Below are 25,438 nucleotides of genomic sequence, written 5' to 3' on the forward strand. Positions count from 1 at the left end.
AGCGTTACCGCTCCAGCTCTTTCCAGATGGCCTGGACAGAGTCCGCCTGGTTCATCGTATAGAAATGCAATCCAGGCGCGCCCCCATCCAGCAATGTCTGGCAAAGCTCGGTCACCACGTCGTGCCCGAAGGCCCGGATCGAGGCCTTGTCATCCCCGTACGACGCCAACCTCAGCCGGATCCAGCGGGGGATCTCCGCCCCGCACATGTCCGAAAAACGCGCCAGCTGCGTGTAGTTCGTGATCGGCATGATGCCCGGCACGATAGGCGCCAGCACCCCCTTGGCCGTCGCGCGGTCGACGAAATCGAAATACGCGTCCGCATTGAAAAAATACTGCGTAATCGCGCTGTCGGCGCCGGCCCGCATCTTCTCCACGAAATGATCCAGATCCGCCTCCGGATCATGGGCCTGCGGATGCATTTCGGGATAGGCCGCCACCTCGATATGGAACCAGTCGCCCGTTTCCTCGCGCACGAACCGCACCAGGTCCCGCGCATACCGGAGCTCGCCCATGTCGCCCATGCCCGAAGGCATGTCGCCCCGCAAGGCAACCAGCCGCCTGATGCCGGCCTGGCGGTAGGCATAGAGGATGTCGCGCAGGCTATCGGGCGTGGAGCCGATGCAGGACAGGTGGGGCGCGACCTCGTAGCCCAGCTTCTGCAGCATGGTCACCGCCAGCATCGTGCCGTCGCGGGTGGAACCGCCGGCGCCGAACGTCACGCTGGCGAAATGGGGATGCAGGCCATGCAGCTGCTTGGCCGTGCGAACCAGCCTTTCCTGCGCCGCGATGTCGCGCGGCGGGAAGAATTCCAGGCTGAAGACCGGCGCGGCGTCGGCCGGCGCCGTGTCGGAAGGGACGGACGAACTCACTTGGGAGCAACCTGTAGGTAGAGCGGATCAGCTCGGCACGATGGCCGACAGCAGACCCGAAATCAGACTGTAGAGCAGCGCCCCGATGACCGCCCACCAGAAGCCGTTGACCTGGAAGCCCTTGAGGATGGACCCTGCGAACCAGAACAGCAGCGCGTTCAGCACGATCAGGAACAGGCCCAGCGTGACGATGGTGATCGGCAGCGTGAGCAGCACCAGGACCGGCTTGACCAGCGAGTTCAGGAGGCCCAGCACCAGCGCCGCGATCAGCGCCGAGCCGAAGCTGGCCACGGTGATGCCGGGCAGCAGATAGGCCACGACCAGAAGCGCTACGGCGTTGAGCAACCAGACGAGTAACAGGGTCATCGCGAACTCCTTGCCAAGTGGGGGGGCGGACGCACCGGGGCGGGACCGCCCCGGGAGCGCTGGATGGAACGATCAGTAGCGGTAGTGCTCGGGTTTGTACGGGCCTTCCACCGGTACGTTGATGTACGCCGCCTGGTCCGGGCGCAGCTGCGTGAGCTGGGCGCCCAGCTTCTTCAGGTGCAGGCGCGCCACCTTTTCGTCGAGGTGCTTGGGCAGCACGTAGACCTGGCCCTTCGTGTACTTCTCGTTCTGCGTCCAGAGCTCGATCTGCGCGATCGTCTGGTTGGCGAACGACGAGGACATCACGAACGACGGGTGGCCGGTCGCGCAGCCCAGGTTCACCAGGCGGCCCTGCGCCAGCAGGATGATGCGCTTGCCCGACGGCAGGACGATGTGGTCGACCTGGGGCTTGATCTCTTCCCACTTGTATTGCCGCAACGAGGCGACGTCGATCTCGTTGTCGAAGTGGCCGATGTTGCAGACGATGGCCTCGTCCTTCATGGCGACCAGGTGCTCGTGCGTGATGACGTGGTAGTTGCCGGTCGCGGTGACGAAGATGTCGGCCTTGTCGGCCGCGTAGTCCATCGTCACGACCTTGTAGCCTTCCATCGCGGCCTGCAGCGCGCAGATGGGATCGACTTCCGTCACCCATACTTGCGCGCGCAGCGCGGCCAGCGCCTGCGCGCAGCCCTTGCCCACGTCGCCGTAGCCGCACACCACCGCGACCTTGCCCGCGACCATCACGTCGGTGGCGCGCTTGATGCCGTCCACCAGCGACTCGCGGCAGCCGTACAGGTTGTCGAACTTGGACTTGGTGACCGAGTCGTTGACGTTGATGGCGGCAAAGGCCAGTTCACCCTTCTTGGACATCTGGTAGAGGCGATGCACGCCGGTCGTGGTTTCCTCGGTCACGCCCTTGATCTGGGCGAGGCGGGTGGAGTACCACTGCGGATCGCGCTTGAGCGTGGCGCGGATCGAGTCGAACAGCGCGACTTCCTCTTCGCTGCCGGGCTTGGACAGCACCGAGGGATCCTGCTCGGCCTTGGTGCCCAGGTGCAGCAGCAGCGTGGCGTCGCCGCCGTCGTCCAGGATCATGTTGGCGTGGGCGCCGGCCGGCCATTCGAAGATCTGGTGGGTGTATTCCCAGTAGTCGGCCAGCGACTCGCCCTTGATCGCGAACACCGGCGTGCCCGAGGCGGCGATGGCCGCGGCGGCGTGGTCCTGGGTCGAGAAGATGTTGCACGAGGCCCAGCGCACGTCGGCGCCGAGCGCCTTGAGCGTCTCGATCAGCACCGCGGTCTGGATGGTCATGTGCAGGCTGCCGGCAATGCGGGCGCCCTTGAGCGGCTGGGAGGCGGCGAACTCCTCGCGGATCGCCATCAGCCCGGGCATTTCGGTCTCGGCAATGCTGATCTCGCGGCGGCCCCAGTCGGCCAGCGCGATGTCGGCGATGCGGTAGTCGGTGGTCTTGGCGTTGGGTACAGCGTTCATGGGGACTCCAAAGTGCTTGCCCTCTGACGCCGCGGCGTGAACCGGGAAGGCTCGCCGCGTGGCCTGCAGAGGGCAGGTTCAGGGGCGAGCGCCGTTGCCGGGACCGGCGCCATGGCTGGCCTGCCGATCGGAAACCTGAGCCTGGCGGCCAGGCACGGGGTGCCGGTCGTCGCAACGCTCCTCAGGTGCCTGGCATTGTAGCCGGTTCCCGCTGGCGACGGACAATGTGGGGATCGTCTTATGTTGCCCCTTGCGGATACCAGTCCAGATCGGCCTTCTCCCTTCTCGGATCGGCTGGCACCTGCAATTCCAGCAGCCGATAAGCGATGGCGGACCAGCTGTGCTCGAGCGCATGCTGGCGAATGTCGGTGCCAGACAGCTCCAGCGCGCCCATGCAGGCCGCGCGCAGGTCGTCGTGCAGGACGCCGGTGCGGCCTTCGCTCACGACCGCCATCGGCGCTTCGCAGCGGTAGGCGGCCACGGGCGTGCCGCAGGCGATCGCTTCCAGCATGACCAGGCCGAAGGTGTCGGTCTGGCTGGGAAAGACGAAAACGTCGGCGCCGGCGTAGTAGCGCGCCAGTTCGCCATGCGCCTTCATGCCGAGGAACACCGCCTGCGGAAACTTGCGCCGCAGCCTGGCCTCGTCGGGACCGCCGCCCACCACCACCTTGGTGCCGGGCAGGTCGAGGGACAGGAAGGCGTCGAGGTTTTTTTCCTTGGCCAGGCGGCCCACGCTCAGGAAGATGGGACCGGGATAGGGCAGGGCGTCGCCGGCCTCGGGGCGGAACCGCTCGGTATCCACCCCGCGCGCCCAGATATGCAGGTTGCGCAGGCCGCGCGCGGCCAGGGTGTCGCGCACCGTGGGGGTGGGCACGAGGACCCGCTGCGAAGGCCGGTGGAACCAGCGCATGAAGCGCCACGTCCAGGAGGCCGGTATGCCGAGCCGGGCCCGCAGATAGTCCGGGAACATCGTGTGGAAGGAGGTGGTGTAGCGCCAGCCCCGTTGCCGCGCCAGCCGGCGCGCCGCCAGGCCCAGCGGTCCCTCGGTGGCGATGTGCAGGGTATCGGGTTCGCGGCCGGCGAGCGTGCGCAGCAGGTGGCGGCGCGGCTCCACGCACAGGCGCACGTCGGGTTCGGTGGGGGTGGGAATGGTGCGGCTGCCGACCGGGCTGACGACGATGAGCTCGTGGCCCCAGGAGGTCAGCGTTTTCTGCATGTACGTCCAGGTGTGGACGACGCCGTTGATTTGCGGATGCCAGGCATCCGTGACGAGGACGATGCGCATGGGCCTGGAGGAGTCGGTGCGATGGCGCTATTTAGCCTGCCGCATGTGACAGGCCGAAGACTGTCATGACGCGGCCGGGGCCGCGACTCATGCGTTTTCCACCATCAGCCCTTGCGCCGCGGATATCCCTGCGCCCGGATGCGCTGCCATACCGCCTGCTTTTCCTCGTCGCTCAGCATGACCCAGTTGGCCACTTCCATGGCCGTGCGGCCGCACCCGCGGCAGATGTCGTCGAACAGGGTGGAACATACCGCCACGCAAGGCGAGTCGGCGGTGGAGGAGGCGCGAGGAGGGGAGTCGGGAACAGGGGGCTTGGCGGTCATATAGGGGGGAGTGTAGCGCCATCCGCCCGTACCTTTCGGACGTCCTCTTCGACTTTCCAGGCGCTGCTTGCGGCATATCCTTAATCCCGCCGATTGGTTCCAGGAACCGCCAAGCTGATCTAGCATAGGCAGTTCCTTCCATTCCGTGCTACTGCCCCTACCATGACGCTGGCCACCACCCGCCTCGGCCGTACCGGCCTGACCGTAAGCCGCCTCGCGCTCGGCACCATGACTTTCGGCCTGCAGACCGAAGAACCGGTCGCGCACCAGATTCTCGACAAGGCCGCCGAGGGCGGCATCAATTTCCTCGACACGGCCGACGTCTATCCGCTGGGAGGCGGGCTGGAGACGGCCGGCGCGACCGAGGAGATCCTCGGCCGCTGGCTGCGCGCCGCGCCCGGCAGGCGCGCCGGTTTCATCGTGGCCACCAAGGCGTTCGGGAGAATGGGGCCGCATCCCTGGGACCAGGGCTCGTCGCGCAAGCACCTGCTGGATGCGATCGACGCCTCGCTCAAGCGCCTGCAGACCGACTATGTCGATCTCTACCAGCTTCACGGCGACGACGCGAGCACGCCGCTCGACGAGACCCTGGAGGCGCTGAATACGATCGTGCGGTCCGGACGCGCCCGGTACGTCGGTGTCTCCAATTTCCTTGCGTACCGGCTGGCCCGGGCGCTCGGGCGGGCCGAGCTACGCGGATTGACCACCTTCGTCTCGGTGCAGCCGCGCTACAGCCTGCTGTTCCGCGAGATCGAGCGCGAGCTGCTGCCGCTGGCGCAGGAAGAGGGCCTGGGCGTGATTCCATACAACCCGCTGGCCGGCGGCCTCTTGACCGGCAAGCATCGCCGCGGTGCGCCCACCGAAGGCACCCGCTTCACGCTGGGCAATGCGGCCGAGCGCTACCAGGAGCGCTACTGGGCCGACCGGTATTTCGATACGGTGGACCAGTTGCAGGCGTTGGCGCAGGAGGCCGGTGTGTCGCTGACGACGCTGTCCGTCGCCTGGGTGCTCGCCAATCCGGCCGTCACCGCGCCGCTGCTGGGGGCCAGCCGGCCCGAGCAATTGACCGACACGCTGGCGGCCGCCGACTACGCGCTCGACGCCGGGTTGAAGCAGCGGCTCGACGACCTGACGCACGTCTATCGCTGGGGCGATTCGGTGCGTTGATCGCAGGCGCCCGCTTCAGGAGAAATAAAAGCGCAGCGCGTTGCCGCCGAATATCCGCCGGCGGTCGGCCGCATCCGGGATCGTTTCCTCGAGCCAGGCGATCGCGGCCTCGTAGGTCATGGTCGATTCCGCGCCCACGAAGGGGCAGTCGCTGGCCCACATGAGCCGGTCCACGCCCACCTCCCGGTACAGCGCCTGCGCGCATGCGCGGGCGTTGGCGCCAAGGCGGTAGGCGCCCGACAGTTTCACCCACGTGCGGCCCTTGCGGACCGACTGCAGCATGGCCCGGAAACCTTCGCTTTCCGTTCCCGCGACGGGATCGGGGCGGCCGATGTGGTCGATGACGATCTTCACGCCCGACTGTTCGAGCGCGGGCAGCACCGCCGGGAGGCGCGGCCCTTCGATGTGCACGTGCGCGTGCCAGTCGAGGTCAACCAGGCGGCGCAGGAATTTGCGGTAGTCCCACGATTGCAGGTCGGGCAGCCGTTCCGATCCGATGAAGGGCAGCCGCACGCCGCGTATGCCGGCGGCGTGCATGTCGTCCAGCACGACCTTCTCCACGGCCGGGGCCGTGATGACGGTGCCGCGCAAGCGCGGCGACTTGCGCAGCGACTCGATGACGTAGTCGTTGTAGTCGCCCCATGGACTGGCGGCGGCAATGACCGCGTAGTGCACCCCATTCCCGTCCATGGTGGCCAGCAGCTGCTCCACGGTGAAGCTGTAGTCGGGGCTGTGCCGCGGATTGGGAACGAGCGGCATGTCGCGCTTGAAGACATGGACGTGGGCATCGACCAGCACCGCGTCGGCCGGGGAGGTGGCAAAGGTCACGAAAGGCTCCTGCTAGTTCTGCTGAGTGGGGAGGCCTGCCTTGCGGATGACGTCCGCCCATTTGGCGATGTCGCGCTTGAACACGGCGGCCAGCTCCTCGCGGCTGCTGCCCTTGGCCTGTGTGCCGAGCTCTTCCAGGCGCTGCTGGATGGCCGGTTCGCGCAGGACGTCGTTCAAGGCCGCGTTCAGGCGGGCCAGGCGCCGGGGCGGCGTGCCGGCGGGCGCGAACACGGCGTTCCAACCCGTGACTTCGTAGCGGGGCACGCCGCTTTCGGCGACCGTGGGCGCGTCGGGAAGCCAGCTCGAGCGGCTTTTGCCGGTGGCTGCGATCACCCTGGCCTGCCCGGAAGAGATCGCGCCTTTGAGCGCGGCATAGGATTCGAACATGACGTCGATGTCGCCGCGCAGCAGCGCCGTCAGTACCTCCGGGGTGCTCTTGAACGGCACGACCATGGCGTTGATGCCAGCCATGGACTTGAAGAGTTCGGCCGACAGGTTCTGCGTGCTGCCCGGATTGATGGTGCCAAGCACCAACTGGCGTTTCTTGCCCTCGGCGAGCAGGTCGGGCAGGGAGCGCAGCTTGCCCTTGGCGTTGGCCAGCAGGACGAGATCGAAATAGGCGACGGTGGAGATAGGCTCGAAATCGGCGACGGGATCGTACGGCAGCTTGAATAGGGTCTTGCTGATCGCCGTGCCGTTGGCGAAGACCGCCAGCGTGTAGCCATCGCGCGGCGCGGCCAGTACGGCGTTGGCGGCCACGACGCCGCCCGCCCCGGGCTTGTTCTCGACGATGACCTGCTGCCCCAGCCGTTCCGAGAGCCGTTGCGTGACCAGGCGCAGCGAGATGTCGGCCAGCCCGCCCACGCCGAACGGCACGACCACCCGGATGGGCTGGTCGGGATAGTTGTCTTCCCGGGCATGGACAGGGCCGGTCGCGGGGAGCGACAGTGCGGCGGCGAATGCCAGGCGCTGTCGCCACCGGCCGGTAGCCAGGCGCTGCAGGGCGGCGCGTTGGAACATGGTGGTCTCCTCGTGCGCGGCCCGGATCCGAGGCGAGGCATTGCGGGAGGGCCGTCGATGCGCAGCCAGTCTATGCACGAGGCGTATCGCCGACAAATGAATTGTTTGGCGGATTTATTCGCGCCGTTCATCGATGGCCGCGAGCCTTTGGCGGATTTCGCCGACCAGCAGGTCGCGCATGGCCTGGGCGGCCGGGGCCAGCGTGGCGCCGTGGCGGGTGACGACCGCCAGGTGGCGGGCCACCCGGGGGCCCGCCAGCCGGCGTACCGCCACTCCCGGCGCCTTGATGGCCGAAAGCGCGGGCACGATCGTGAGCCCCAGCCCGTTGGCGACGAAGTCCAGCGCGACCGCCGTATGCTGCGCCTCGTACGCCCAGCGGAACTGCAGGCGGCGATCGCCCAGCGCGTCGTCGATGGTGGCCGCGTTGCCGGCGGGCAGGCTGATGCGGATCAGCGGCTCGCCGCGCAATCGTTCCCAGTCCACCTCTTTGGCCCGCGCCAGGCGGTGGCGTGGCGGGCACACCAGCGCGAAGGGCTCCTCGGCGAAGACCTCCATGTCCAGGCCGAAGCGGTTCGAACTGGCGAGCGATACGCCGAAGGCCGCGGCGCCGTTGTGGACGTGCTCGGCGATTTCGCCGATGGAATCGTCCAGCACCCGCACCGCGATGTCCGGGTACTGCGCCGCAAAGCGTTGCAGCGCAGTCGAAAGCTGCGTGACCGCCAGGGTCGGCAGGCAGCCGAACACCAGCCAGCGCGGGGCGGTCTTGGCATGTTGCCGCACGGTATCGTAGGACAGCTCCAGTTCCTGCATGGCCTTGCGCACCCGCGGCAGCAGAGCGCGGCCGGCGTCGGTCAGCGTGATGGCGCGCGTGGTGCGAGTCAGCAGTTTCATGCCCAGGCCGTCTTCCAGCTTGCGCAACCGGTGGCTGATCGCGGTCTGGGAAAGATTCAGGTGGGCGGCGGCGGGCAGGAAGCCGCCTTGCTCGACGATGCAGAGAAATGCCTGCATGCCGAGGAAATCGATTTGCATGGTCGCCTCGCCAGGTAAAACCGGACAGCCGACATCATCATCACTGGCCCGCCTACATGCAAGGAATTCATGGACGGGTGCAAAACAATCATTTGAGGCAACATTCGCGCGCCTCTAAGCTCACCGTCCCGCAAGCATGTGTGCGTGGAGGGCGATACACGATGCTGTTTCAATTCGCTGCCCGGGTGTTGCGGCTGCGTGCCGTGCCGGGCATGGCGGCCGGGCTCCTGCTGGCCGCGTCGGCCGCCGCCGCCGGCTATCCGGCCAAGCCGATCACGATGGTGTTGCCGTTCCCGGCCGGCGGGTCGGTGGATGCGGTGGCGCGCATGCTGGCGGCGCAGCTCGGCAAGCGGTTGCAGACCCAGGTGGTGGTGGAGAACGTGCCGGGGGCGGGCGGCGTAATTTCCACCCAGCGCGTCGCGCGCGCCGCGCCCGACGGGTACACGCTGTTGTTCACCACGCCGAACCACACCATCAACCCGGCGATCATGAACCGCCTGGCCTTCGATACGGAAAAGGACTTCGCTCCCGTCGGCCTGGTGGCGCAGATTCCCGAGCTGCTGGTGGCGAGCGGCAACCAGCCGTTCGACGATTTCAAGGGGTTCGTCGACTATGCCCGCAATCATCCCGGCAAGCTGACCTACGGGTCGGCGGGCAATGGCACGCTGCCTCACGTCACGATGGAGCTGTTGCTGCTCAAGCTGGGTATAGCCGTCGTGCACGTGCCATACAAGGGCGCGGCGCCCGCGCTCAACGACCTGCTGGGCGGCCAGATCGCGGTCAAGATGGATACCGTCACCACTTCCCAGCCGCATTTCGCCAGCGGGCGGATCAAGCCGCTGGCCATCGCCAGCGCATCGCGCTCTAAGTTGCTGCCCGACGTGCCGACCATCGCCGAGTCGGGCGTGCCGGGCTATGAAGGGATCCTGTGGCTGGGCGTGCTGGCGCCCGCGGGAACGCCGCCCGCGACGATCGACGTGCTGCACCGGACGATCGCTGCAATCGGCCGGGACCCGGCGTGGACGGCCCAGTTGCAGGCCGCCGGCGTGGAGCCCAGGACCAATACGCCCGAAGCCTTCGCCAGGATGATCGCAGGTGAGATCGCGCAATGGAAAGACGTGGTGCGGCGCGCCCGCATCACAGCCAACTGATCGACGTCCATGTCCGACTCCGCGCTGCCGCCCCTGACTCCGCCGCCCGATCCCCATCCGCGCAAGCCCCGCCTGGCCGCGCCGGCGGGCGCCATCGATTGCCACGTGCACCTGTTCGGTCCCGCCACCCGTTACCCGTTCCATCCCGGCAGCAAGTACCGTTCGGCGGATGCGCTGCCTGAAACCAACATCGCTTTGCAGGATACGCTGGGGCTGAGCGGGGCCGTCGTGGTCAGCGGCGCCGGCTATGGGCAGAACGCCGACCACCTGGCCGATGTTCTGGCGCGCTTTCCGCATCGTTTCCGGGGCGTCGCGTTGCTGCCCGACGATGTCGATCGCGCGAAGGTGGCCGAGCTCGACGCGCTCGGCGTACGCGGCGCCCGGTTCGTCAGCCATGGGCATCGCGGGGCGCTGCCCAGGCTCTCGTCGCCGCGCATTCCGGAATTGGTGGCCGAGTTCGGCTGGCACGTGCAGTTCTATCCGCACGGCACCGACCTGCTCGAGCATGCCGAAGCGCTGCTTCGGCTGCCCAATCGCATCGTGCTGGATCATTTCGCCTGCATCCCCGCGGCCGGCGGCGTGGACCAGCCGGCTTTCCGGCGCTTGCTGGAGTTGCTCGACACCGGCCGGGTCTGGGTGAAGATCTCCGGCTCCATGCGCTGCACGCCCGGCGATTATCCCTATGCCGAGGTCACGCCCATGGCTCGTGCCCTGGTGCGCCATGCTCCCGACCGGCTGCTGTGGGGCAGCGACTGGCCGCATACCAACATGCAAGGCAGGCGCATGCCCAACGACGGCGATCTGTTCGACCTGCTGGATGATTGGGTGGAAGACCGGGCCGTGCTCGAACGCATCCTCGTGCACAACCCGCGCGAGATCTATGGCGTGTTCGGCAAGGAGACGGAACAGGCCTAGCGGTGTTCGCTCGCGGTCCAGGTAGTCCCCGCGCACCTGGTCCGTTGTTTGCTTGGGGAAGGGTGCGGGATTTTCGTTCGTGTCGGCATGCCGTTTGCACCTTTTCGGGATGCCGGGCTGCCCACCGAGTCGCACGACGCGCCAAGGTAGGGCGGTTTTTTTGAATCGTTCTGTCTCAAAAAAGAGATCGGGCTGCTTTCTTCAATATCTGTTTTCGACTCGAGGTCGCCATGAGCCGTTCCATTCGATACCTTTGTCTCGCGCTTGCCGCGATCGTATTTCCCGGCCTTGCCGCCGCCCAGGACTACCCCGTGCGGCCGGTGAAGGTCGTGGTGACGTTCACGCCCGGAGGCGCGGCCGACGTTACCGCCCGGGTGTTCGCCGAAAAACTGGCCGAGCTGTGGAAACAGGGCGTGGTGGTGGAAAACCGCCCCGGCGCGGGCGGCTCGATCGGCGCCGAGGCGGTGCTGCGCTCGCCGGCGGACGGCTATACGCTGCTGCTGGCGACCAACACGCACATCATCAACCAGGTGGTCTACCCCAACCTGACCTTCGATTTCACCAAGGATTTCGCGCCGCTGGGACTGGTGACCTCGTCGCCCATGATGCTGGTGACCCATCCCTCGCTGCCCGTAAAAACGGTGAAGGCGTTCACCGACTTGCTCAAGGCCAATCCCGGCAAGTACGAGATCGCCAGCTGCAATGTGGCCAGTCCCCATCATTTCGGCCTCGAGATGTACAAGCGCGCGGTGGGCATCCAGGCGCTGCACGTTCCTTATCGCGGCTGCACCCCGGCTGTCGCCGACGTTCTCGCGGGACATGTCCATGCTGCCGCCGTATCCGCGCCGGCCGCCATCGCCTTCACGAAGAACGGCCGCCTCAATGCGCTCGGCCTGTTCTCGAGCGAACGCGGGGAATCGGCGCCCGGCGTGCCGACGATACGGGAGTCGGGCATTCCGGAGCTGAAGGATTTCTCGCTCGACAACTACTACGGTTTCATGGCACCGCCGGGAACGCCTGCGGCTGTGCAGAAAAAGATAGAGGCCGACGTGCACCGCGTGGCGATGATGCCCGATGTGCAGAAGAAGCTGCGCGATGCTGGCCTGGACATGCTGGTGATGAATCCCGCGGACATGATGAAGCTGGTGCGCGCCGACTATGAGAAATACGCCAGGGTCGCCAAGGAAGCCAATATCCAGGCCGAGTAAGCGGCATTTCTTCCATTCATTCGAGGATTCATGATGTCCAGACTGCAGCTCAGCCTAGGTTGCTGCGACTACGACCGCACCCGCGCGCTGTTCGATGGCCGCGTCGCCATCGAAGGATGCGACCTGGTCCCGCTCGCCCTCCACCCCGAGGAGATATTCCACCGCGCCTTCAACGGCCAGGAGTTCGACATTTGCGAGCTCTCGTTGAGCAGCCACACCGTCATGACGGCCAGAGGGCAGGCGGACTATGTCGCCATTCCCGCGTTCGTCTCGCGCGTGTTCCGCCACTCCGGCATCTATATCCGGACGGATCGCGGCATCGAGCGCCCGGAAGATCTCAAGGGCCGGACGATCGGCGTTCCCGAGTACCAGATCACCGCCAACGTATGGATACGCGGCATGCTCCAGGACGACTACGGCGTCAGGCCGAACGAAGTGCGCTGGCGGCGAGGCGGCGTCGAGCAGCCCGGGCGCGAGGAGCGGGCGCCGCTCCAGTTGCCGCCGGATATCGACTTGCGGCAGATTCCGGATACCGACACCTTGTCCGGCCAGCTCGAGTCGGGCGAACTGGATGCCGTCTTCAGCGCCAAGGCGCCGTCGTGCGTCACCCGGGGTGCGCCCCACGTCGGCCTGCTGTTCCCGCGGTTCAGGGAAGTGGAGCGCGCCTACTTCGAACGCACGCGGATCTTTCCGATCATGCACGTGGTGGGCATCCGCCGCGCGCTCGTGGATCGGCACCCCTGGTTGCCCGTCAGCGTCTACAAGGCATTCGTCGAGGCCAAGCGACTCGCCATGGAGGAGCTGGCGCAGATCGGCCACCTGTATGCGTCACTGCCGTGGGGCGTGGCCGAATATCACGCATCGCGCGAACTGATGGGCGACGATTTCTGGAGCTACGGCCTCGAGGCCAACCGCCACGTGCTGGACGCCTTCACCCGCTATCACCACGAGCAAGGCCTGTCGCCGCGCAAGGTGGCGCCCGAGGAACTGTTCCATCCGAACGTGTTGAAGCTGTCCAAGAACTAGAAAAGCGAAGCGGCAGGAGCCGCTTCGCCTTCGTTGCGCGTGCTTGCCCTCGGAAGAGGGCGGCGATTACCGCGCCGACCGCAGCACGGCCGCCTTGTCGGTCGCTTCCCAGCTGAACTCGGGCTCGGAGCGGCCGAAGTGGCCGTAGGCCGCCGACTTCTGGTAGATCGGGCGCAGCAGGTCCAGCATGTTGATGATGCCCTTGGGACGCAGGTCGAAGTGCTCGCGCACGAGCTTGGCGATCTGTTCGTCGGGCAGCACGCCGGTGCCGAAGGTGTGGACCGTGATGTTGATGGGCTCGGCCACGCCGATGGCGTAGCTGACCTGGATCTGCGCGCGGGTGGCCAGGCCGGCGGCGACGATGTTCTTGGCCACGTAGCGCGCGGCGTAGGCCGCCGAGCGGTCCACCTTCGAGGGATCCTTGCCCGAGAACGCGCCGCCGCCGTGCGGGCATGCGCCGCCGTAGGTGTCGACGATGATCTTGCGGCCGGTCAGGCCGCAGTCGCCTTGCGGGCCGCCGATGACGAAGCGGCCGGTGGGGTTGACCAGGTAGCGGGTCTTGTCGGTGATGAGGCCTTCAGGGAAGGTCTTCTTGATGATCTCTTCGATGACCGCTTCGCGGATCGTTTCCTGGCTGACTTCGGGCGCATGCTGGGTGGAGAGCACCACGGTGTCCACCTCCACCGGCTTGCCGTCCACGTAGCGGAAGGTGACCTGGGACTTCGCATCGGGACGCAGCCAGGGAAGGCGGCCGTCCTTGCGCAGTTCGCTCTGGCGCTGGACCAGGCGGTGCGAGTACCAGATGGGGGCGGGCATCAGGTCGGGCGTTTCGTCGCAGGCGTAGCCGAACATCAGGCCCTGGTCGCCGGCGCCCTGGTTCAGGTAGTCGTCCGAGGCGCGGTCCACGCCCTGGGCGATGTCCGGCGACTGTTTGTCGTAGGCAACCAGCACCGCGCAGCCCTTGTAGTCGATGCCGTAGTCGGTGTTGTCGTACCCGATGCGCTTGATCGTGTCGCGCGCGACCTGGATGTAGTCGACGTTGGCGCGCGTGGTGATCTCGCCCGCGAGCACGACCAGCCCCGTGTTGCACAGCGTTTCCGCGGCGACGCGCGAGGTCGGGTCCTGCGCCAGGATGGCGTCGAGGATGGCGTCGGAGACCTGGTCGGCGACTTTGTCGGGGTGTCCTTCGGAGACGGATTCCGAAGTGAAGAGGTAGGAATTGGCCACTCGATAGTCCTTTAAAAGCTGACCGGCGTGCGAGCATGCCGGCTATCGGTTCCGCGGCGTGTTGCACGTTGGGTCTTGGACCTGTTTCGAGCAGCGACGCTTTAGCGGCATTTATGCGGGCGCCGGAAGCCGGCGCCGCGATCGCCCCGCAAGTTGTCTGTTAACTCGGCGATCCCGGCTATTTTAGGGGAAAATCCGGGGGGAGCCCACCCCTGTCATTTTCGAATCTTCCGATGCTTCTGACTTTCTATCGTTTGCTCGCGCGGCTGCCCCTGGGGTGGCTGCATCGCCTGGGCCGCTGGCTGGGACTCCTGGTGTACCGCAGTTCGGCGGACTATGCCGCGCGCCTGCGCGCCAACGCCGCGCTCGCGGGCTACGAGGGCGAAGCCTTCGCCCGCCGTTCGGCCGCCGCCGCGGGCGAAGGGGCGCTGGAGATTCCGCGCGTCTGGTTCAGGCCCGACGAGGCGCTGGCCGAGTGCCGCACCGACGACTGGGACGCCGTGCAAGGTGCGCTGGACGACGGCAAGGGCATTCTGTTCCTGACGCCGCACCTGGGCTGCTTCGAGGTGGCGGCCCGCTACTACGCCCATCGGGGCGGCCCGATCACCGTGTTGTACCGGCCGCCGCGCAAGGCCTGGGTGTCGCAGCTGGTCGAAGGCGGGCGGCGCGGCCCCAATCTGGATACGGCGCCGGCCAACCTGCAGGGCGTGCGCCAATTGGTGCGGGCCCTGCGCAAGGGGGAAGCGATCGGCATCCTGCCGGACCAGGTGCCGGGCAACGGCGAGGGTATCTGGGCCCCGTTCTTCGGCCGGCCCGCTTTTTCCATGGTGCTGCCCGGCCGGCTGGCCGCGCAGACCGGTGCGGCCGTGGTGCTGGCAGCCGGCGAACGCCTGCCCGATGCGCGCGGCTGGAAGATCCATTTCGTGCGGTTGCCCGGCCCGGTGCCCGAGACCCCGGAGGCGCAGGCGGCGTGGGTCAATGCCGGCATGGAAGCGATGATACGGCGCTGTCCCGAGCAATACCTGTGGGGCTACAACCGCTACAAGGCGCCGCGGGGCGAGGCGCCGCCCGCGGCCTGACGCGGCGGGCGCGTCACTCGGTGAAGAATTTCGCCCCGCCGAAGAAGCGGTTGGGTTTCATGAAAACCGACAGGAACACCGCCCCCTCCGGCGCACGGGCAATATGGACGTTGCCGCCCGGCCGCCAGACGAATCCGCCTTCGCCCGCTTCGCCTTCGTCGTCGACCAGGCGCCCGGACAGCACATAGGTCTGCTCGACGGCCGTGTGTTCGTGCAGTGGCACGACGGCGCCGGGGGCCATCCGGAACAGGATGGTGGACATGCCGGTATCAGCGTCGGCGTAAAGGATCTTCATGTCGATGCCCGGGAATTCGGTGGGCTGCCAGGGCATGGCGGCCGCATCGACGTAGCGGGACTGCAGGTCGGCCGGCTGGGTCGCCCGGGCGGGGGGGCGCTGGTCATAGGCTTGCTTCATGGCGGATACCGTCAGAGGAGGAAAGAGAGGGGCACCCGGCCACGCGTACGCGGAACTCGCGTTCGTGGGCGAGGCTGGGCAGGCGGCTGCGTACCCGCGCCGCTTCGGCCGGATCGATCGTTACCACCAGGCAATCGGGCTCGGTGCCGAGCTCCCCGAGCAGCTTGCCCCAGGGATCGAAGACCAGGCTGTGGCCGTAGCTGGCGCGCCCGCCCGGGCTGTCGCCGCAGGTGGCGGGCGCCAGCACGAAAGCGCCGTTCTCGATGGCGCGCGCCCGCAGCAGCGCGTGCCAGTGGGCTTCGCCGGTTGCGCGGACGAATGCCGCGGGCACGGCGAAGACCGTGGCGCCGGCCCGCGCCAGGGTCCGATAAAGCCCGGGAAATCGCAGGTCGTAGCAGATGGACAAGCCCACCCGGCCCCACGGCGTGTCGGCCGCCACGCCCTCGGCGCCGGCCGTATAAGCCGAGGATTCGCGTATTTCACGGCCATCCGGCAGCGCGACGTCGAACATGTGCAGCTTGTCGTAACGCGCCGCGAGACGCCCTTCGGCGTCGAACAGCAGGCTGCGGTTGAACATGCGTTCGGGGCCGTCCGGCACGACCAGGGAGCCGAGCAGTATCCACATGCCGAGGTCGCGGGCCAGGCCGGCGACCGCAGCCTCGACCTCGCCGGCGCGCTCGGCGGCCGCGCGCATTTCGCGCCGGCTGCCATGCAGCATGGCGGCATATTCGGGAAGCAGCAGCCAGTGCGCGCCCGCGCGGCGTGCCCGGATGGCCGCCGCGGCGATGTCGTCGAGATTGCGGCCCAGGTCCGCATCGGGCCGCAACTGGGCGAGCGCTACGCGCAGGCCGGTCTCCGGCATCATCGCTGCGGCAGCCCGATCATGCGGCGCGCGGCGTCCGGCGGGGCCGGTTCGATGTCGAGGGCGCGCAGGATCTCCACCGCGCGGTCGACGAGCTGCGCGTTGCTTTGCGCCGGGACGCCGTGCGAGAGGTACAGGTTGTCCTCCAGGCCGACCCGCACATGGCCGCCCAGCAGCGCGGCCTGCGCCAGCATGGGGAATTCCGCGCGGCCGATTCCGAACGCGGCCCAGCGGGCGCCGGCGGGCAACTGGTTTCGCATGTGCAGCATGGTCTCGGGATTGGCCGGCGCGCCCCACGGAACGCCGAGCACCAGTTGCCACAGCGGGTCGGGCTCGATCACGCCGCGGTCGATCAAGTGCCTGGCGAGCGCGATGTGACCGGTGTCGAAGATTTCCAGTTCGGCCTTGGAACCGGCCGCGCGTATCGTCGCGGCAATGGCCTCGATGTGGCTGGGCACGTTGATGAGGGCGCCCTTGCCGAAGTTGAGCGAGCCCATGTCCAGCGTGCAGATTTCCGGCCGCAGTTCCGCGATGTGCGCGCACCGCTGCGCCGGCGGGTGCAGGTTGGAGCCTGCGGCGGCGGTGTTGGCCGCCGCATCGTCCGGCAGGAAGCGCGCGCCGGCGCCCGTCGTCAGGTTCAGGATGACCGGCGAGCCGCTGTCCCGCACCCGTTCCACCACTTCGCGGTAGAGCGCCGGATCCAGCGACGGTTTGCCGGTGGCCGGATCGCGGACGTGGATATGGGCAATGGCCGCGCCCGCCCGGCATGCTTGCACGGCCGATTCGGCGATCTGGCGCGGTGTCACCGGTACCGCGGGAAAACGACCCGCGGTGTCGTCGCCGCCCGTGATGGCGCAGGTCAGGATGACAGTAGCCACGTCCCTCTCCTCTGTTAAATACATACGTTTGTTTAAATTATAAGAAAGGCCGCCTGCCCAGGTCAATGCTAACGACGTACAATCCGTTCTCGTCAGCGTCCTTCCCGTCGATCCATGGCCCGTAAATCCGCTTCCGCCCTGTCCGTTCCGTCCGCGCCGCGCGGGCGGTCGCGTGGTACGCAGAACGCCGCCGGCGAGGAAACGCGGGCCACTATCCTGGACGTGGCCGAGCGCATCTGCGCCGCGGAGGGGTTCGAGGCCTTGTCGGTGCGCGCCATCAGCGAGGCGGCGGGCGTGAACCTGGCCGCCATCACGTACCACTTCGGCGGCAAGGCCCAGCTGTTCGAGGAAATGTTCAAGCGCAGGGTCGTACCCCTGAACGACGAGCGGCTGGCCCTGCTGGACGCGGCGCTGGCGAGCGGGGCGCCCACCGTGGAGGCCGTGGTGCGGGCCTTCGTCGAACCGCCCATGAAGCTGACGGCGGCCATCAGCACCCGCAGCAGCAATTCGGCGCTGGTCGTCATGCAGTTCCTGTCGCGCGCCTTCGCCTCGCCGGGCGAGAACGAGTTCCTGCAGACGTACTACGAGCCCGTGCGCAGCCGGTTCATCCTGGCGCTCAAGCACCTGCTTCCCCGCTTGCCGCTGGAAGAGGTCATCTGGCGCTACAACCTGATGGTGGGCGGCATCATCTACGCCATGGGCGGTTCCGAGCGCATGGAGCGGCCGCCCGCGGCCTTCGCGTCGGCGCCGCTGCCCATCGCCCACCGGCCCGACGAGATGGTCGACCGCATGGTGCGCTTCTTCGTGGCCGGCCTGCTGGCGGACTGACGCCCGCCCGCGGCCTTCTCCTTTCCCGTTCCTTTTGCGCCGCTCCCGCCCTGCGGGATGCGGCGCGGTGGCGTGCATGTCCTGGACGGGCGCATGCTGGATGCCGCGCATCCGGGAGCGCGCGGTGTTGCTCCGGGCCAGGCGCGTTCCGCGGGTTAACCCTCGTGGCGAGGCGTCGATCACGTCCTATAATCGCCAATAATAATTCAAACGTTGGTTTAATAAATGAGGAGACGGCCATGATTCGACGCGTCCTGGCGAGCTTTGCGCTCCTGTTGCCCATGGCGGCAACGGCCGCGGAGGCCTGGCCTACGCACCCGGTCACCATCGTCGTGCCTTATGCGCCGGGAGGCGCCACGGACGCGGTCGCGCGTCTGGTGGGGCAGCGGATGGCGGACCGGCTGGGACAGCCCTTCATCGTCGAGAACAAGCCCGGCGGCAGCTCCAACATCGGCATGCAGGCCGTTGCCCGTGCGCCGGCGGACGGCTACACCATCCTGCTGGTGGCCAACTCCATCGCGACCAACAACAGCCTGTTTCCAGACCTGCCGTTCGACGGCCAGCGCGACTTCGCGCCCATAGGCATGATCGCCTCCGCGCCGCTGGTGGTGGCCGTGCCCGCGGCTTCGCCGTTCAAGACCCTGGGCCAGTTGCTGGCACAGGCGCGGAGCAAGCCGGGCGCGCTGACCTACGCTTCGCCCGGCGTGGGCAGCTCGGCCCACCTCGCGGGCGAATCGCTCAAGCAGGCCGCTTCCATCGACGTGCTGCACGTTCCCTACAAGGGGGCGGCGCCGGCACTGGCTGACATGCTGGGCGGACGCATCTCGTTCATGCCGCTCAATACGGTGGAATCGATGTCGCACATCAAGGCGGGCAAGTTGCGGGCGCTGGCGATCGCCCGGCCGCAGCGCATGGACCTGCTGCCCGACGTGCCGACCGCGGCCGAGGCCGGGCTGCCCGGTTACGAGGAGTCGGTGTGGTATGGCCTGGCCGCGCCTGCCGCCACGCCGCCCGCCGTGCTCGATCGCCTGAATGCCGTTCTGCGCGAGGTCGTGGCCGAGTCCGCGATATCGCAACGGCTCACGGACTTGGGGGCCACGCCGGCGCCCGGCACGCGCCAGCAGTTCGCCGACTTCATCGCGCGCGAACGCGCCCGCGTCGCCAAGGTGGTGAAGGCCGCCAACATCCGGGCCGAGTAGACGCCATGGCTCGCATCGATCCGGACTTCCCGGAAGGCGGCGCGGTCACCGTGGGCGCGGTTGGCGATATCTACATCGGCAAGGCGTTGCGCGCGCAGGCCGATCCCGGGTTCGCCGCGGCGGTCCGGGCGCTGCGCGCGTGCGACGTGCGCTTTGCCAATCTCGAAGTCCAGTTGCTGCAGCGACCCACCGCCGCGGCGGCCCAGGCCCCTGGCGCATGGGCCGGGGCGCCCGCGGCGCTGGGTGACGAGCTTGCCTGGCTGGGGATCAACGTGGTGTCCACCGCCAACAACCATGCGGGCGATTACGGCGCCGACGGCTTGCGGCAGACGGAAGAGACGCTGTGCCGACTCGGCATCCGGTATGCCGGCACCGGCGCCGATCTTGCCCAGGCGCGCCGCCACACGGTAATCGACACGCCGGGAGGGCGCGTCGCGGTGCTGGCCGTCTCGTCCAGTCACCCGGACCACGCGCGGGCAGGCCGCCGGCGCCCGGATGCGCCGGGGCGCCCGGGCGTTTCGCCGCTCCGTTTCGGCACGCGGTACCGCGTCGATGCCCAGGCGTATGCGGCGCTCGAACGCATCGCCCGGAACCTGCCGCGCGACGGACACGCCAAGCACCGCGAACACCCGCTCGCGCGGAACTACGACAAGGAGCGCGGAGAAACGCTGTCCCTGTTCGGTACGCAATTCGTGCGCGGCGACGCGTTCGGTGTGGAGTCGTGGGCCGCTCCCGACGATGCGGCGGACATCGAGGCGGCCGTGCGCGCGGCGCGCCGCGATGCCGAATGGGTGCTGCTGAGCCTGCACACGCATGAATACGACAGCCGGCCCGAAGTGCCCGCCGCGTTCGCCGTGGAGCTGGCCTGTCGCGCCGTAGAGGCGGGGGCCGATGCGGTCATCGCGCACGGCGCCCACGGTGTGCGGGGCGTGCAGGTGCACCAGGGCCGTCCCATTTTCCACGGCATCGGGGCTTTCGTGTTCCAGCCCTATCTGTTCCCGACGCAGCCTGCCGATTTCTTCGAGGCTTATGCCATGGGCGACGCGGAACTGGGCGAGGTCTATCGCGCCCGGCGCGAGAGCGCGGGGTTCTATCGCCATCGCTCGCCTTGGGAGGCTCTGCTGGTGCGGCTATCGTGCCGGCGCGGCGAGCCGCCCGCGTTCACGGTCCGGCCGCTCGTGCTGTGGAGCGGCGCAGCCGAACCGGATGGCTTGCCGAGACTGGCGGAGGGCCCCGAGGCCCGGCGGTTGATGGAGAAGGTCGCGGACCTCAGCCGCGACCTGGGTACCGGACTGCGGCTCGACCGCGAACAGTACGTTTTGCTCGGGGCATAGCGCGGCCATGTCCTTCACGACTCACTCAAGGAGGCAGTAATGCGAATCTGGTATCAGCTCGTCTCGTCGGAAACTGGCATGGCGAACTTCCTGCGCGCCACGCAGGCCCTGTGCGACGGCGCCGCCTTGCCCGGCACCAAGGTCGAGGTGCGAGGCACGAAGCAGGGCGCGCTGGGCGACCAGTTCCGGCTCTTCTGGAACTACGACGTGCGCGAGATCATCGACAACGCATTGGCCATCCGCCAGCAGGGAGGCTACGACGCGTTCGTGCTGGCCAACTCGCTGGATCCCGCGCTGGTCGAACTGCGCGAGATCCTCGACATTCCCGTCGTCTCGTTCATGGAGGTCTGCTGCTTCCATGCCTGCACCATGGGGGAATGCTTCGGCCTGGTGGTGCCGAACGAGAAAATGGTTCCGCGCTATCGCGAGATCCCCATCGGGTACGGATTGCGCGACCGGCTGGCATCGGTCGAGTACATCGAGTTCTCGAACATTCGCGGATTCGACACCGTGTTCACCGACCAGGGCGTCGGCGACGATTGCGTGGAGCAGATTCTGGCCGCCGCGCGCCGCTCCATCGAGCGCGGCGCCGAAGTGGTGATTCCCGCCGGGCCTTCCTCCACGTTGCTGGCGCAGCGCGGCATATTCGAGGTCGACGGCGTGCCGCTGCTCGATTGCTACCGCCTGCTGGTCAAGGCCACGGAGATGGTGGTCGCCATGAAGCAGATGACCGGCGTACACGTGAGCCGCAAGCTGCTGTACCAGGCTCCGCCCGAGGAGTATGTGCGCAAGGTGGCGGAAGTGCGCAACATCGACGCCTTGCGGGCGCGATGAAGCTGCTGGGCGCAAGCGGGGGAGGCGCGTGATGCTGGAGCGGCTCGCCATCAACCAGATCACCACGCCGGCCTGGTCGCTGGAGCAGGCCGTTGCCGGTTATGCGCGGCATGGCGTGCACGGCATAGGCGTCTGGCGCGACAAGCTGGCCGAATGCGGCGTGGGCAGGGCGCGGCGGTTGCTGCGCGGTGCCGGGGCCTGGGTGCCCTCGCTGTGCAAGGCCGGGGATCTCGCGCAATGGCGCGAGGCGGGTCCCCGCGCCGCCTGGGACGATTGCCGGCGCGCCATCGACGAAGCCGCCGAGATCGGGGCGGGGGCAATCGTATTCGTATGCGGCGGCGGCGCGGCGGCAGGGCTCGAACGAGCCCGCGCCGAGGTGCTGGAGCTGCTGTGCGAAGCGGCGCCGCTGGCCGCGCGGGCCGGCGTGCGGCTCGGCATCGAACCGTTCCATCCCATGCACGCGGCCGAGCGCGGCTGCGTCAACACGCTCGCGCAGGCATTGCGGCTGTGCGAGGAGGCCGGCGCGGGGTGCGGCGTGGTGGTCGACGTCTTCCACACCTGGTGGGATCCGGACCTGCATGCCAGTCTCGACTCGCGCCATCTGCCGCATGTCGCGACCGTGCAGCTGTGCGACTGGCGCGTGCCGACCCGCCATCCCGTCAACGACCGCGCGATGATGGGCGACGGCGCCGCGGACCTCCCGGGGCTGGTGCGGCGCCTCGAACGCAACGGCTATCGCGGGCCCTACGAAGTCGAGATCTTCTCCACCGACTGGTGGGCGTGCGCCCCCGACGAAGTGGTGCGCATTGCCGTCGATCGCTGCCGGAAGCTGTGGACGGCTTCCACGGCATGACCGGTCACTCATTCCGACAACCGAACCTACGGGACAGATCCATGCAAGCCATTTCGCTGATCGTCGAATTCTCCATCAAGCCCGAACACCGCGAGGAATTCCTCGCGGTCATGCAGGCACATGCCGCCAATTCGCTGAAAGAGGAGGGCTGCCTGCAGTTCAAGATCATCACGCCGTCCGCGCCCATGGACGATCGGGTGTTCCTGTTCGAGGAATGGAAAGACCAGGCCGCCCTCGACTGGCACCTGAAGCACTCCGCGCTGGGCGACACCCGCAAGCGCTATGACGCCTGGATATTCAATCGCCACATCACGCACGGCCGCGTGGTGACGCCCGCGGCCTAGCCGCACCAGTACCGCGGGTCTTGCCGGCCCCGCCATCGGGGCCGTATCGGCATGCATCGCCCGGCGCGCACCCGTTTCCCGGACGGGCCGCGTATCGCGAGGCCCCCTGCTTGCCGCAACCCTGACAACGAGGAGACCACCATGCGTACTTTGCTCTGTCCGATCTTGCTGGCGCTGGGAATCGCCGCGGCCGGGCCCGCTCTGGCGCAGAACAGCTATCCCTCCAAGCCGGTGCGCATCATCGTCGGCGCGGCGCCCGGCGGGCCGACCGACCTGGTGGCCCGGCTGCTGGGCGAAAAACTCTCGCAAAGCACGGGCGTACCCTTCATCGTCGAGAACCGCGGCGGCGGCGGAGGCGTCATCGCGTCGGAAACCGTGGCGCGCGCCGAGCCGGACGGCTACACCATCCTGATGGGATCCGTCAGCACCCACGGCATCAACCCCGCGCTCTATCGCAAGCTCAACTACGACGCGCTGGCCGACTTCGAGCCGATCACGCAGGTGGTGTCCTATCCGCTGGTGCTGATCGTCAATCCGGCCACCGTCCCGGCCACCAACATGGCCGAGTTCCTGAGCTACGTGCGCAAGCATCCCGGCAAGGTGAACCGCGGCTCGGCCGGCAACGGCACTTCCATGCACATCGCCGGAGAACTGTTCAACAGCCTGGCCGGCACGCGCATGACCCACGTTCCTTACCGCGGCAGCGCGCCGGCGGTGGCCGCGCTGCTGGCGGGCCAGATCGACGTGGATTTCGAGAGCATCCCGGTGGCGATGCCGCACGTGGAGTCGGGCAAGCTGCGTGCGCTGGCCGTGACCAGCGCCAAGCGCTTCGAATCCATGCCCGACATACCCACCGTGGCCGAAACGCTGCCCGGCTACGCGTTCACTGGCTGGCTCGGCCTGCTGGCGCCGGCGGGCACGCCCAAAGCGGTCATCGAGATCTTGCATCGCAAGACCGCGGCCGCGCTGCAGGACAAGGACGTCAAGGAAAAGCTGCTGGCCCAGGTCATGCAGCCGGTGGGGGATACGCCGGAGTCGTTCGGCCGGTTCATCCGCAGCGAGATCGACAAGCTGGGCGCGGTGGTCCGGGAGTCGGGGGCGACCGTGGATTGAGGGGGCCGATTCCCGTGTGAGTTTCTCTCACGTCCCTCCCTCACTATTTCGATTGAGCGCATGCCTGGCGCTGCGCATGATCTGTCTGGCCGGCACAGACCGATGCCGGCCTTCGATCATGCAAGCGCGAGGAGACCATGCTTTCATCGTTCATCGTCCTGGACCTGACCTGGGTACTGGGAGGCCCTTTCGCCGGCCAGTTGCTCGCTCAATTGGGCGCGGAAGTCATCAAGGTCGAGCCGCTCGAAGGCGACCTGGCGCGCCAGGTTTCGCGGCATGCGATGGAGTTCGAGGGCGACCCCGGGTTCTTCCTTTCGGTCAATCGCGGCAAGAAGAGCATCGCCCTGGACCTCAAGCACCCCCGGGGCCGCGAAGTCCTGTACGACCTCGTCAGGCAAAGCCATGCCGTGCTCTATGGCTTCGCGCCGGACGTGCCGGCGCGGCTCGGGCTGGACAAGGACTCGCTGCTGGCCGTGAACCCCCGGCTTTGCATTGCCCAATTGATCGGCCTGCACGATCAACCTCCCTACGCCAACGCACCCGCGTTCGACCTGATCGTGCAAGCGCTCAGCGGTGTCATGAGCATTACCGGCGAGAACGGCGGCAAGCCCGTGCGGGTCGGCTACCAGATCGCCGACCTGGCGGGCGGTCTGTACCTGGCGCTGGCATGCATGGGCGGCATGCTCAAGGCGCTGCGCGACGGCCGTGGCGAACTGGTGCAGGTTTCCCTGCTCGACTGCCAGCTGGCGCTGTTGACCTGGCAGGCGCAGAACTATTTCCTGTCGGGCGAAGTGCCCTCGGCGAACGGCGCCCGCCATCCCGTCATCGCGCCCAGCGACATCTATCCTTGCCTGGACGGCCGCTACATCGCCGTCTCGCCGACCGGCCAGCAGTTCTGGCGGACTTTTTGCGATGCGATCGGGCGCGAGGACCTCGCCGCCGATCCACGGTTCAAGGAGGCTAAGGACCGCATCGACAACGTCGAGGCGCTCACGGAGATCCTGAACGACGTATTCGCTTCCCGGACCTCGGCCCAATGGAGCGAGCACCTGTTTGCGTCGCGCGTGCCGGCGGCGCCGGTCAACAGCGTGGCGGACGCCGTCGGGCAGCCGTTGGCCCGGATGCGCGCCATGGTGGAAGAGTTGCCCCATCCCCGCTCCGGCCAGGCCATGAAGTTCCTCGGCAACCCATTCAAGTACGAGGCCGCCCGACCGCTCCCCTATCCGCCCAGCCTGGGCGGGGACACCCGCGATCTGTTGCGGCGCCTGTGCGGCTACGGCGATGCCGCGATCGATACCCTGGTTCAACAACGTGTCATTTCCGAAGGAGGACGAGCATGACGCGACCTAGCGAAGTCAAGCCCCGGGAAGGCGACCTGCCCGCGGCCCTGTACAAGGACTGGCAGGTGGGCGCGGAGTTTCCCGAGCTGCGCTTCACCATCACGCCGGACGTCATCGACGAGTACATGTCGGTGGTGAACGCCACCCCCGAGGCCTACGTGATCGACGGCCGCCGCGCCGCGCCGCCCAACGTCGTGGCCGTCTACCTGATGGCGGTGATGTACCGCAAGTACCCGCCCCAGCAAGGCGGCATCATGATCGGCAACACCTTCTCGTTCCACCATCCGATCTGGGCCGACGAGGACACCGAGGTCATCGGCACCGGAAAACTGGAGGACAAATACGAGAAGAAGGGCAGGAAATACATCTGCTACTCGGTCGACTTCACCCGCGCCGACGGCCAGAAGCTGACCCGCATTCTCCATACCTCCGCTTTCCCGGAATGAGGAAAA

Annotated in this window: 27 protein-coding genes and 1 riboswitch; of the genes, 15 read left to right on the forward strand and 12 right to left on the reverse strand. The window is 67.6% G+C overall.

Features of this window, described 5'->3' with window-relative positions; all coding sequences use genetic code 11:
• Nucleotides 1–4: 4 nt before the first annotated feature.
• From metF to CDO44_RS24870, 5 genes are all read right to left on the reverse strand, one after another.
• Nucleotides 5–871, reverse strand: a complete 867-nt coding sequence (gene metF / locus CDO44_RS24850; RefSeq protein WP_087782908.1) for a methylenetetrahydrofolate reductase [NAD(P)H] — start codon at nucleotides 869–871, stop codon at nucleotides 5–7.
• Nucleotides 872–898: 27 nt separating this feature from the next.
• On the reverse strand, nucleotides 899–1,237 hold the full coding sequence (locus CDO44_RS24855) for a phage holin family protein (protein ID WP_087782909.1): 339 nt from the start codon (nucleotides 1,235–1,237) through the stop codon (nucleotides 899–901).
• Between the two features lie 72 nt (nucleotides 1,238–1,309).
• Nucleotides 1,310–2,728 (reverse strand): adenosylhomocysteinase, encoded by a 1,419-nt coding sequence (ahcY, locus tag CDO44_RS24860; RefSeq protein WP_087782910.1) that lies wholly within the window; start codon nucleotides 2,726–2,728, stop codon nucleotides 1,310–1,312.
• 79 nt (nucleotides 2,729–2,807) lie between these two features.
• Nucleotides 2,808–2,917: riboswitch (S-adenosyl-L-homocysteine riboswitch) on the reverse strand.
• A gap of 49 nt (nucleotides 2,918–2,966) precedes the next feature.
• On the reverse strand, nucleotides 2,967–4,013 hold the full coding sequence (locus tag CDO44_RS24865; protein WP_087782911.1) for a glycosyltransferase family 1 protein: 1,047 nt from the start codon (nucleotides 4,011–4,013) through the stop codon (nucleotides 2,967–2,969).
• Between the two features lie 104 nt (nucleotides 4,014–4,117).
• A complete protein-coding gene (locus CDO44_RS24870) occupies nucleotides 4,118–4,336 on the reverse strand; it encodes a DUF1289 domain-containing protein (RefSeq protein WP_087782912.1) in 219 nt (72 codons plus the stop codon).
• A 162-nt stretch (nucleotides 4,337–4,498) separates the two neighbouring features.
• On the opposite strand from CDO44_RS24870, the gene CDO44_RS24875 reads away from it, so the two are divergent.
• Entirely contained in the window at nucleotides 4,499–5,503 is a 1,005-nt protein-coding gene (locus CDO44_RS24875; protein ID WP_087782913.1) for an aldo/keto reductase, read from the forward strand.
• 15 nt (nucleotides 5,504–5,518) lie between these two features.
• Here the strand turns inward: CDO44_RS24875 and CDO44_RS24880 are convergent, their stop codons facing one another.
• From CDO44_RS24880 to CDO44_RS24890, 3 genes are all read right to left on the reverse strand, one after another.
• Nucleotides 5,519–6,331 carry an amidohydrolase gene (locus CDO44_RS24880; RefSeq protein ID WP_233146340.1) on the reverse strand — a complete coding sequence of 271 codons (813 nt, stop codon included), beginning with the start codon at nucleotides 6,329–6,331 and terminating at the stop codon, nucleotides 5,519–5,521.
• Between the two features lie 12 nt (nucleotides 6,332–6,343).
• Nucleotides 6,344–7,351, reverse strand: a complete 1,008-nt coding sequence (locus CDO44_RS24885; RefSeq protein WP_087782914.1) for a tripartite tricarboxylate transporter substrate binding protein — start codon at nucleotides 7,349–7,351, stop codon at nucleotides 6,344–6,346.
• A 114-nt stretch (nucleotides 7,352–7,465) separates the two neighbouring features.
• Complete coding sequence (locus CDO44_RS24890) at nucleotides 7,466–8,380, reverse strand: LysR family transcriptional regulator (RefSeq protein WP_087782915.1); 915 nt, start codon at nucleotides 8,378–8,380, stop codon at nucleotides 7,466–7,468.
• Nucleotides 8,381–8,541: 161 nt separating this feature from the next.
• Between CDO44_RS24890 and CDO44_RS24895 the strand changes: the two genes are divergently transcribed.
• From CDO44_RS24895 to CDO44_RS24910, 4 genes are all read left to right on the forward strand, one after another.
• Nucleotides 8,542–9,531 carry a tripartite tricarboxylate transporter substrate binding protein gene (locus tag CDO44_RS24895; protein ID WP_233146341.1) on the forward strand — a complete coding sequence of 330 codons (990 nt, stop codon included), beginning with the start codon at nucleotides 8,542–8,544 and terminating at the stop codon, nucleotides 9,529–9,531.
• A 9-nt stretch (nucleotides 9,532–9,540) separates the two neighbouring features.
• A complete protein-coding gene (locus tag CDO44_RS24900; RefSeq protein ID WP_233146342.1) occupies nucleotides 9,541–10,446 on the forward strand; it encodes an amidohydrolase in 906 nt (301 codons plus the stop codon).
• A gap of 230 nt (nucleotides 10,447–10,676) precedes the next feature.
• A complete protein-coding gene (locus CDO44_RS24905; RefSeq protein WP_087782916.1) occupies nucleotides 10,677–11,654 on the forward strand; it encodes a tripartite tricarboxylate transporter substrate binding protein in 978 nt (325 codons plus the stop codon).
• Nucleotides 11,655–11,684: 30 nt separating this feature from the next.
• Nucleotides 11,685–12,680 carry an ABC transporter substrate-binding protein gene (locus tag CDO44_RS24910; RefSeq protein WP_087782917.1) on the forward strand — a complete coding sequence of 332 codons (996 nt, stop codon included), beginning with the start codon at nucleotides 11,685–11,687 and terminating at the stop codon, nucleotides 12,678–12,680.
• 66 nt (nucleotides 12,681–12,746) lie between these two features.
• On the opposite strand, the gene metK is transcribed toward CDO44_RS24910, so the two are convergent.
• The gene (metK, locus tag CDO44_RS24915) at nucleotides 12,747–13,907 is read right to left on the reverse strand and encodes a methionine adenosyltransferase (RefSeq protein WP_087782918.1); all 1,161 of its coding nucleotides are present in this window, start codon (nucleotides 13,905–13,907) and stop codon (nucleotides 12,747–12,749) included.
• A gap of 233 nt (nucleotides 13,908–14,140) precedes the next feature.
• On the opposite strand from metK, the gene CDO44_RS24920 reads away from it, so the two are divergent.
• Nucleotides 14,141–14,986 (forward strand): lysophospholipid acyltransferase family protein, encoded by an 846-nt coding sequence (locus CDO44_RS24920; RefSeq protein ID WP_087782919.1) that lies wholly within the window; start codon nucleotides 14,141–14,143, stop codon nucleotides 14,984–14,986.
• Between the two features lie 13 nt (nucleotides 14,987–14,999).
• On the opposite strand, the gene CDO44_RS24925 is transcribed toward CDO44_RS24920, so the two are convergent.
• The 3 genes from CDO44_RS24925 to CDO44_RS24935 are packed head-to-tail and all read right to left on the reverse strand — an operon-like array spanning nucleotide 15,000 to nucleotide 17,141.
• On the reverse strand, nucleotides 15,000–15,401 hold the full coding sequence (locus tag CDO44_RS24925) for a cupin domain-containing protein (protein ID WP_087782920.1): 402 nt from the start codon (nucleotides 15,399–15,401) through the stop codon (nucleotides 15,000–15,002).
• Nucleotides 15,385–16,266, reverse strand: a complete 882-nt coding sequence (locus CDO44_RS24930; protein ID WP_198951440.1) for a carbon-nitrogen hydrolase family protein — start codon at nucleotides 16,264–16,266, stop codon at nucleotides 15,385–15,387. The genes CDO44_RS24925 and CDO44_RS24930 overlap by 17 nt, the downstream gene beginning before the upstream one ends.
• Nucleotides 16,263–17,141, reverse strand: a complete 879-nt coding sequence (locus CDO44_RS24935) for a 3-keto-5-aminohexanoate cleavage protein (RefSeq protein ID WP_233146343.1) — start codon at nucleotides 17,139–17,141, stop codon at nucleotides 16,263–16,265. Before CDO44_RS24935 ends, CDO44_RS24930 begins: the two co-directional genes overlap by 4 nt.
• A 114-nt stretch (nucleotides 17,142–17,255) precedes the next feature.
• Here CDO44_RS24935 and CDO44_RS24940 point away from each other — a divergent pair, with 114 nt between their 5' ends.
• The 9 genes from CDO44_RS24940 (at nucleotide 17,256) to CDO44_RS24980 (ending at nucleotide 25,432) form a co-directional block, all read left to right on the forward strand.
• Nucleotides 17,256–17,969: a TetR/AcrR family transcriptional regulator gene (locus CDO44_RS24940; protein ID WP_087782922.1), complete on the forward strand. Its 714-nt coding sequence runs from the start codon at nucleotides 17,256–17,258 to the stop codon at nucleotides 17,967–17,969.
• A gap of 239 nt (nucleotides 17,970–18,208) precedes the next feature.
• Complete coding sequence (locus tag CDO44_RS24945; RefSeq protein WP_087782923.1) at nucleotides 18,209–19,168, forward strand: tripartite tricarboxylate transporter substrate binding protein; 960 nt, start codon at nucleotides 18,209–18,211, stop codon at nucleotides 19,166–19,168.
• Nucleotides 19,169–19,173: 5 nt separating this feature from the next.
• On the forward strand, nucleotides 19,174–20,502 hold the full coding sequence (locus CDO44_RS24950; protein WP_087782924.1) for a CapA family protein: 1,329 nt from the start codon (nucleotides 19,174–19,176) through the stop codon (nucleotides 20,500–20,502).
• A gap of 39 nt (nucleotides 20,503–20,541) precedes the next feature.
• Nucleotides 20,542–21,336: an aspartate/glutamate racemase family protein gene (locus CDO44_RS24955; protein WP_144389592.1), complete on the forward strand. Its 795-nt coding sequence runs from the start codon at nucleotides 20,542–20,544 to the stop codon at nucleotides 21,334–21,336.
• Between the two features lie 31 nt (nucleotides 21,337–21,367).
• Nucleotides 21,368–22,189 carry a sugar phosphate isomerase/epimerase gene (locus tag CDO44_RS24960; protein WP_158213432.1) on the forward strand — a complete coding sequence of 274 codons (822 nt, stop codon included), beginning with the start codon at nucleotides 21,368–21,370 and terminating at the stop codon, nucleotides 22,187–22,189.
• Nucleotides 22,190–22,230: 41 nt separating this feature from the next.
• The gene (locus tag CDO44_RS24965; protein WP_158213433.1) at nucleotides 22,231–22,533 is read left to right on the forward strand and encodes a putative quinol monooxygenase; all 303 of its coding nucleotides are present in this window, start codon (nucleotides 22,231–22,233) and stop codon (nucleotides 22,531–22,533) included.
• Between the two features lie 141 nt (nucleotides 22,534–22,674).
• Nucleotides 22,675–23,646, forward strand: a complete 972-nt coding sequence (locus CDO44_RS24970) for a tripartite tricarboxylate transporter substrate binding protein (protein ID WP_087782928.1) — start codon at nucleotides 22,675–22,677, stop codon at nucleotides 23,644–23,646.
• Nucleotides 23,647–23,783: 137 nt separating this feature from the next.
• On the forward strand, nucleotides 23,784–24,986 hold the full coding sequence (locus CDO44_RS24975) for a CaiB/BaiF CoA-transferase family protein (protein ID WP_087782929.1): 1,203 nt from the start codon (nucleotides 23,784–23,786) through the stop codon (nucleotides 24,984–24,986).
• Complete coding sequence (locus CDO44_RS24980) at nucleotides 24,983–25,432, forward strand: MaoC family dehydratase N-terminal domain-containing protein (RefSeq protein WP_087782930.1); 450 nt, start codon at nucleotides 24,983–24,985, stop codon at nucleotides 25,430–25,432. Before CDO44_RS24975 ends, CDO44_RS24980 begins: the two co-directional genes overlap by 4 nt.
• Nucleotides 25,433–25,438 lie beyond the last annotated feature (6 nt).

The sequence above is a fragment of the Pigmentiphaga sp. NML080357 genome, from assembly GCF_002188465.1.
Lineage (GTDB): Bacteria > Pseudomonadota > Gammaproteobacteria > Burkholderiales > Burkholderiaceae_B > Pigmentiphaga.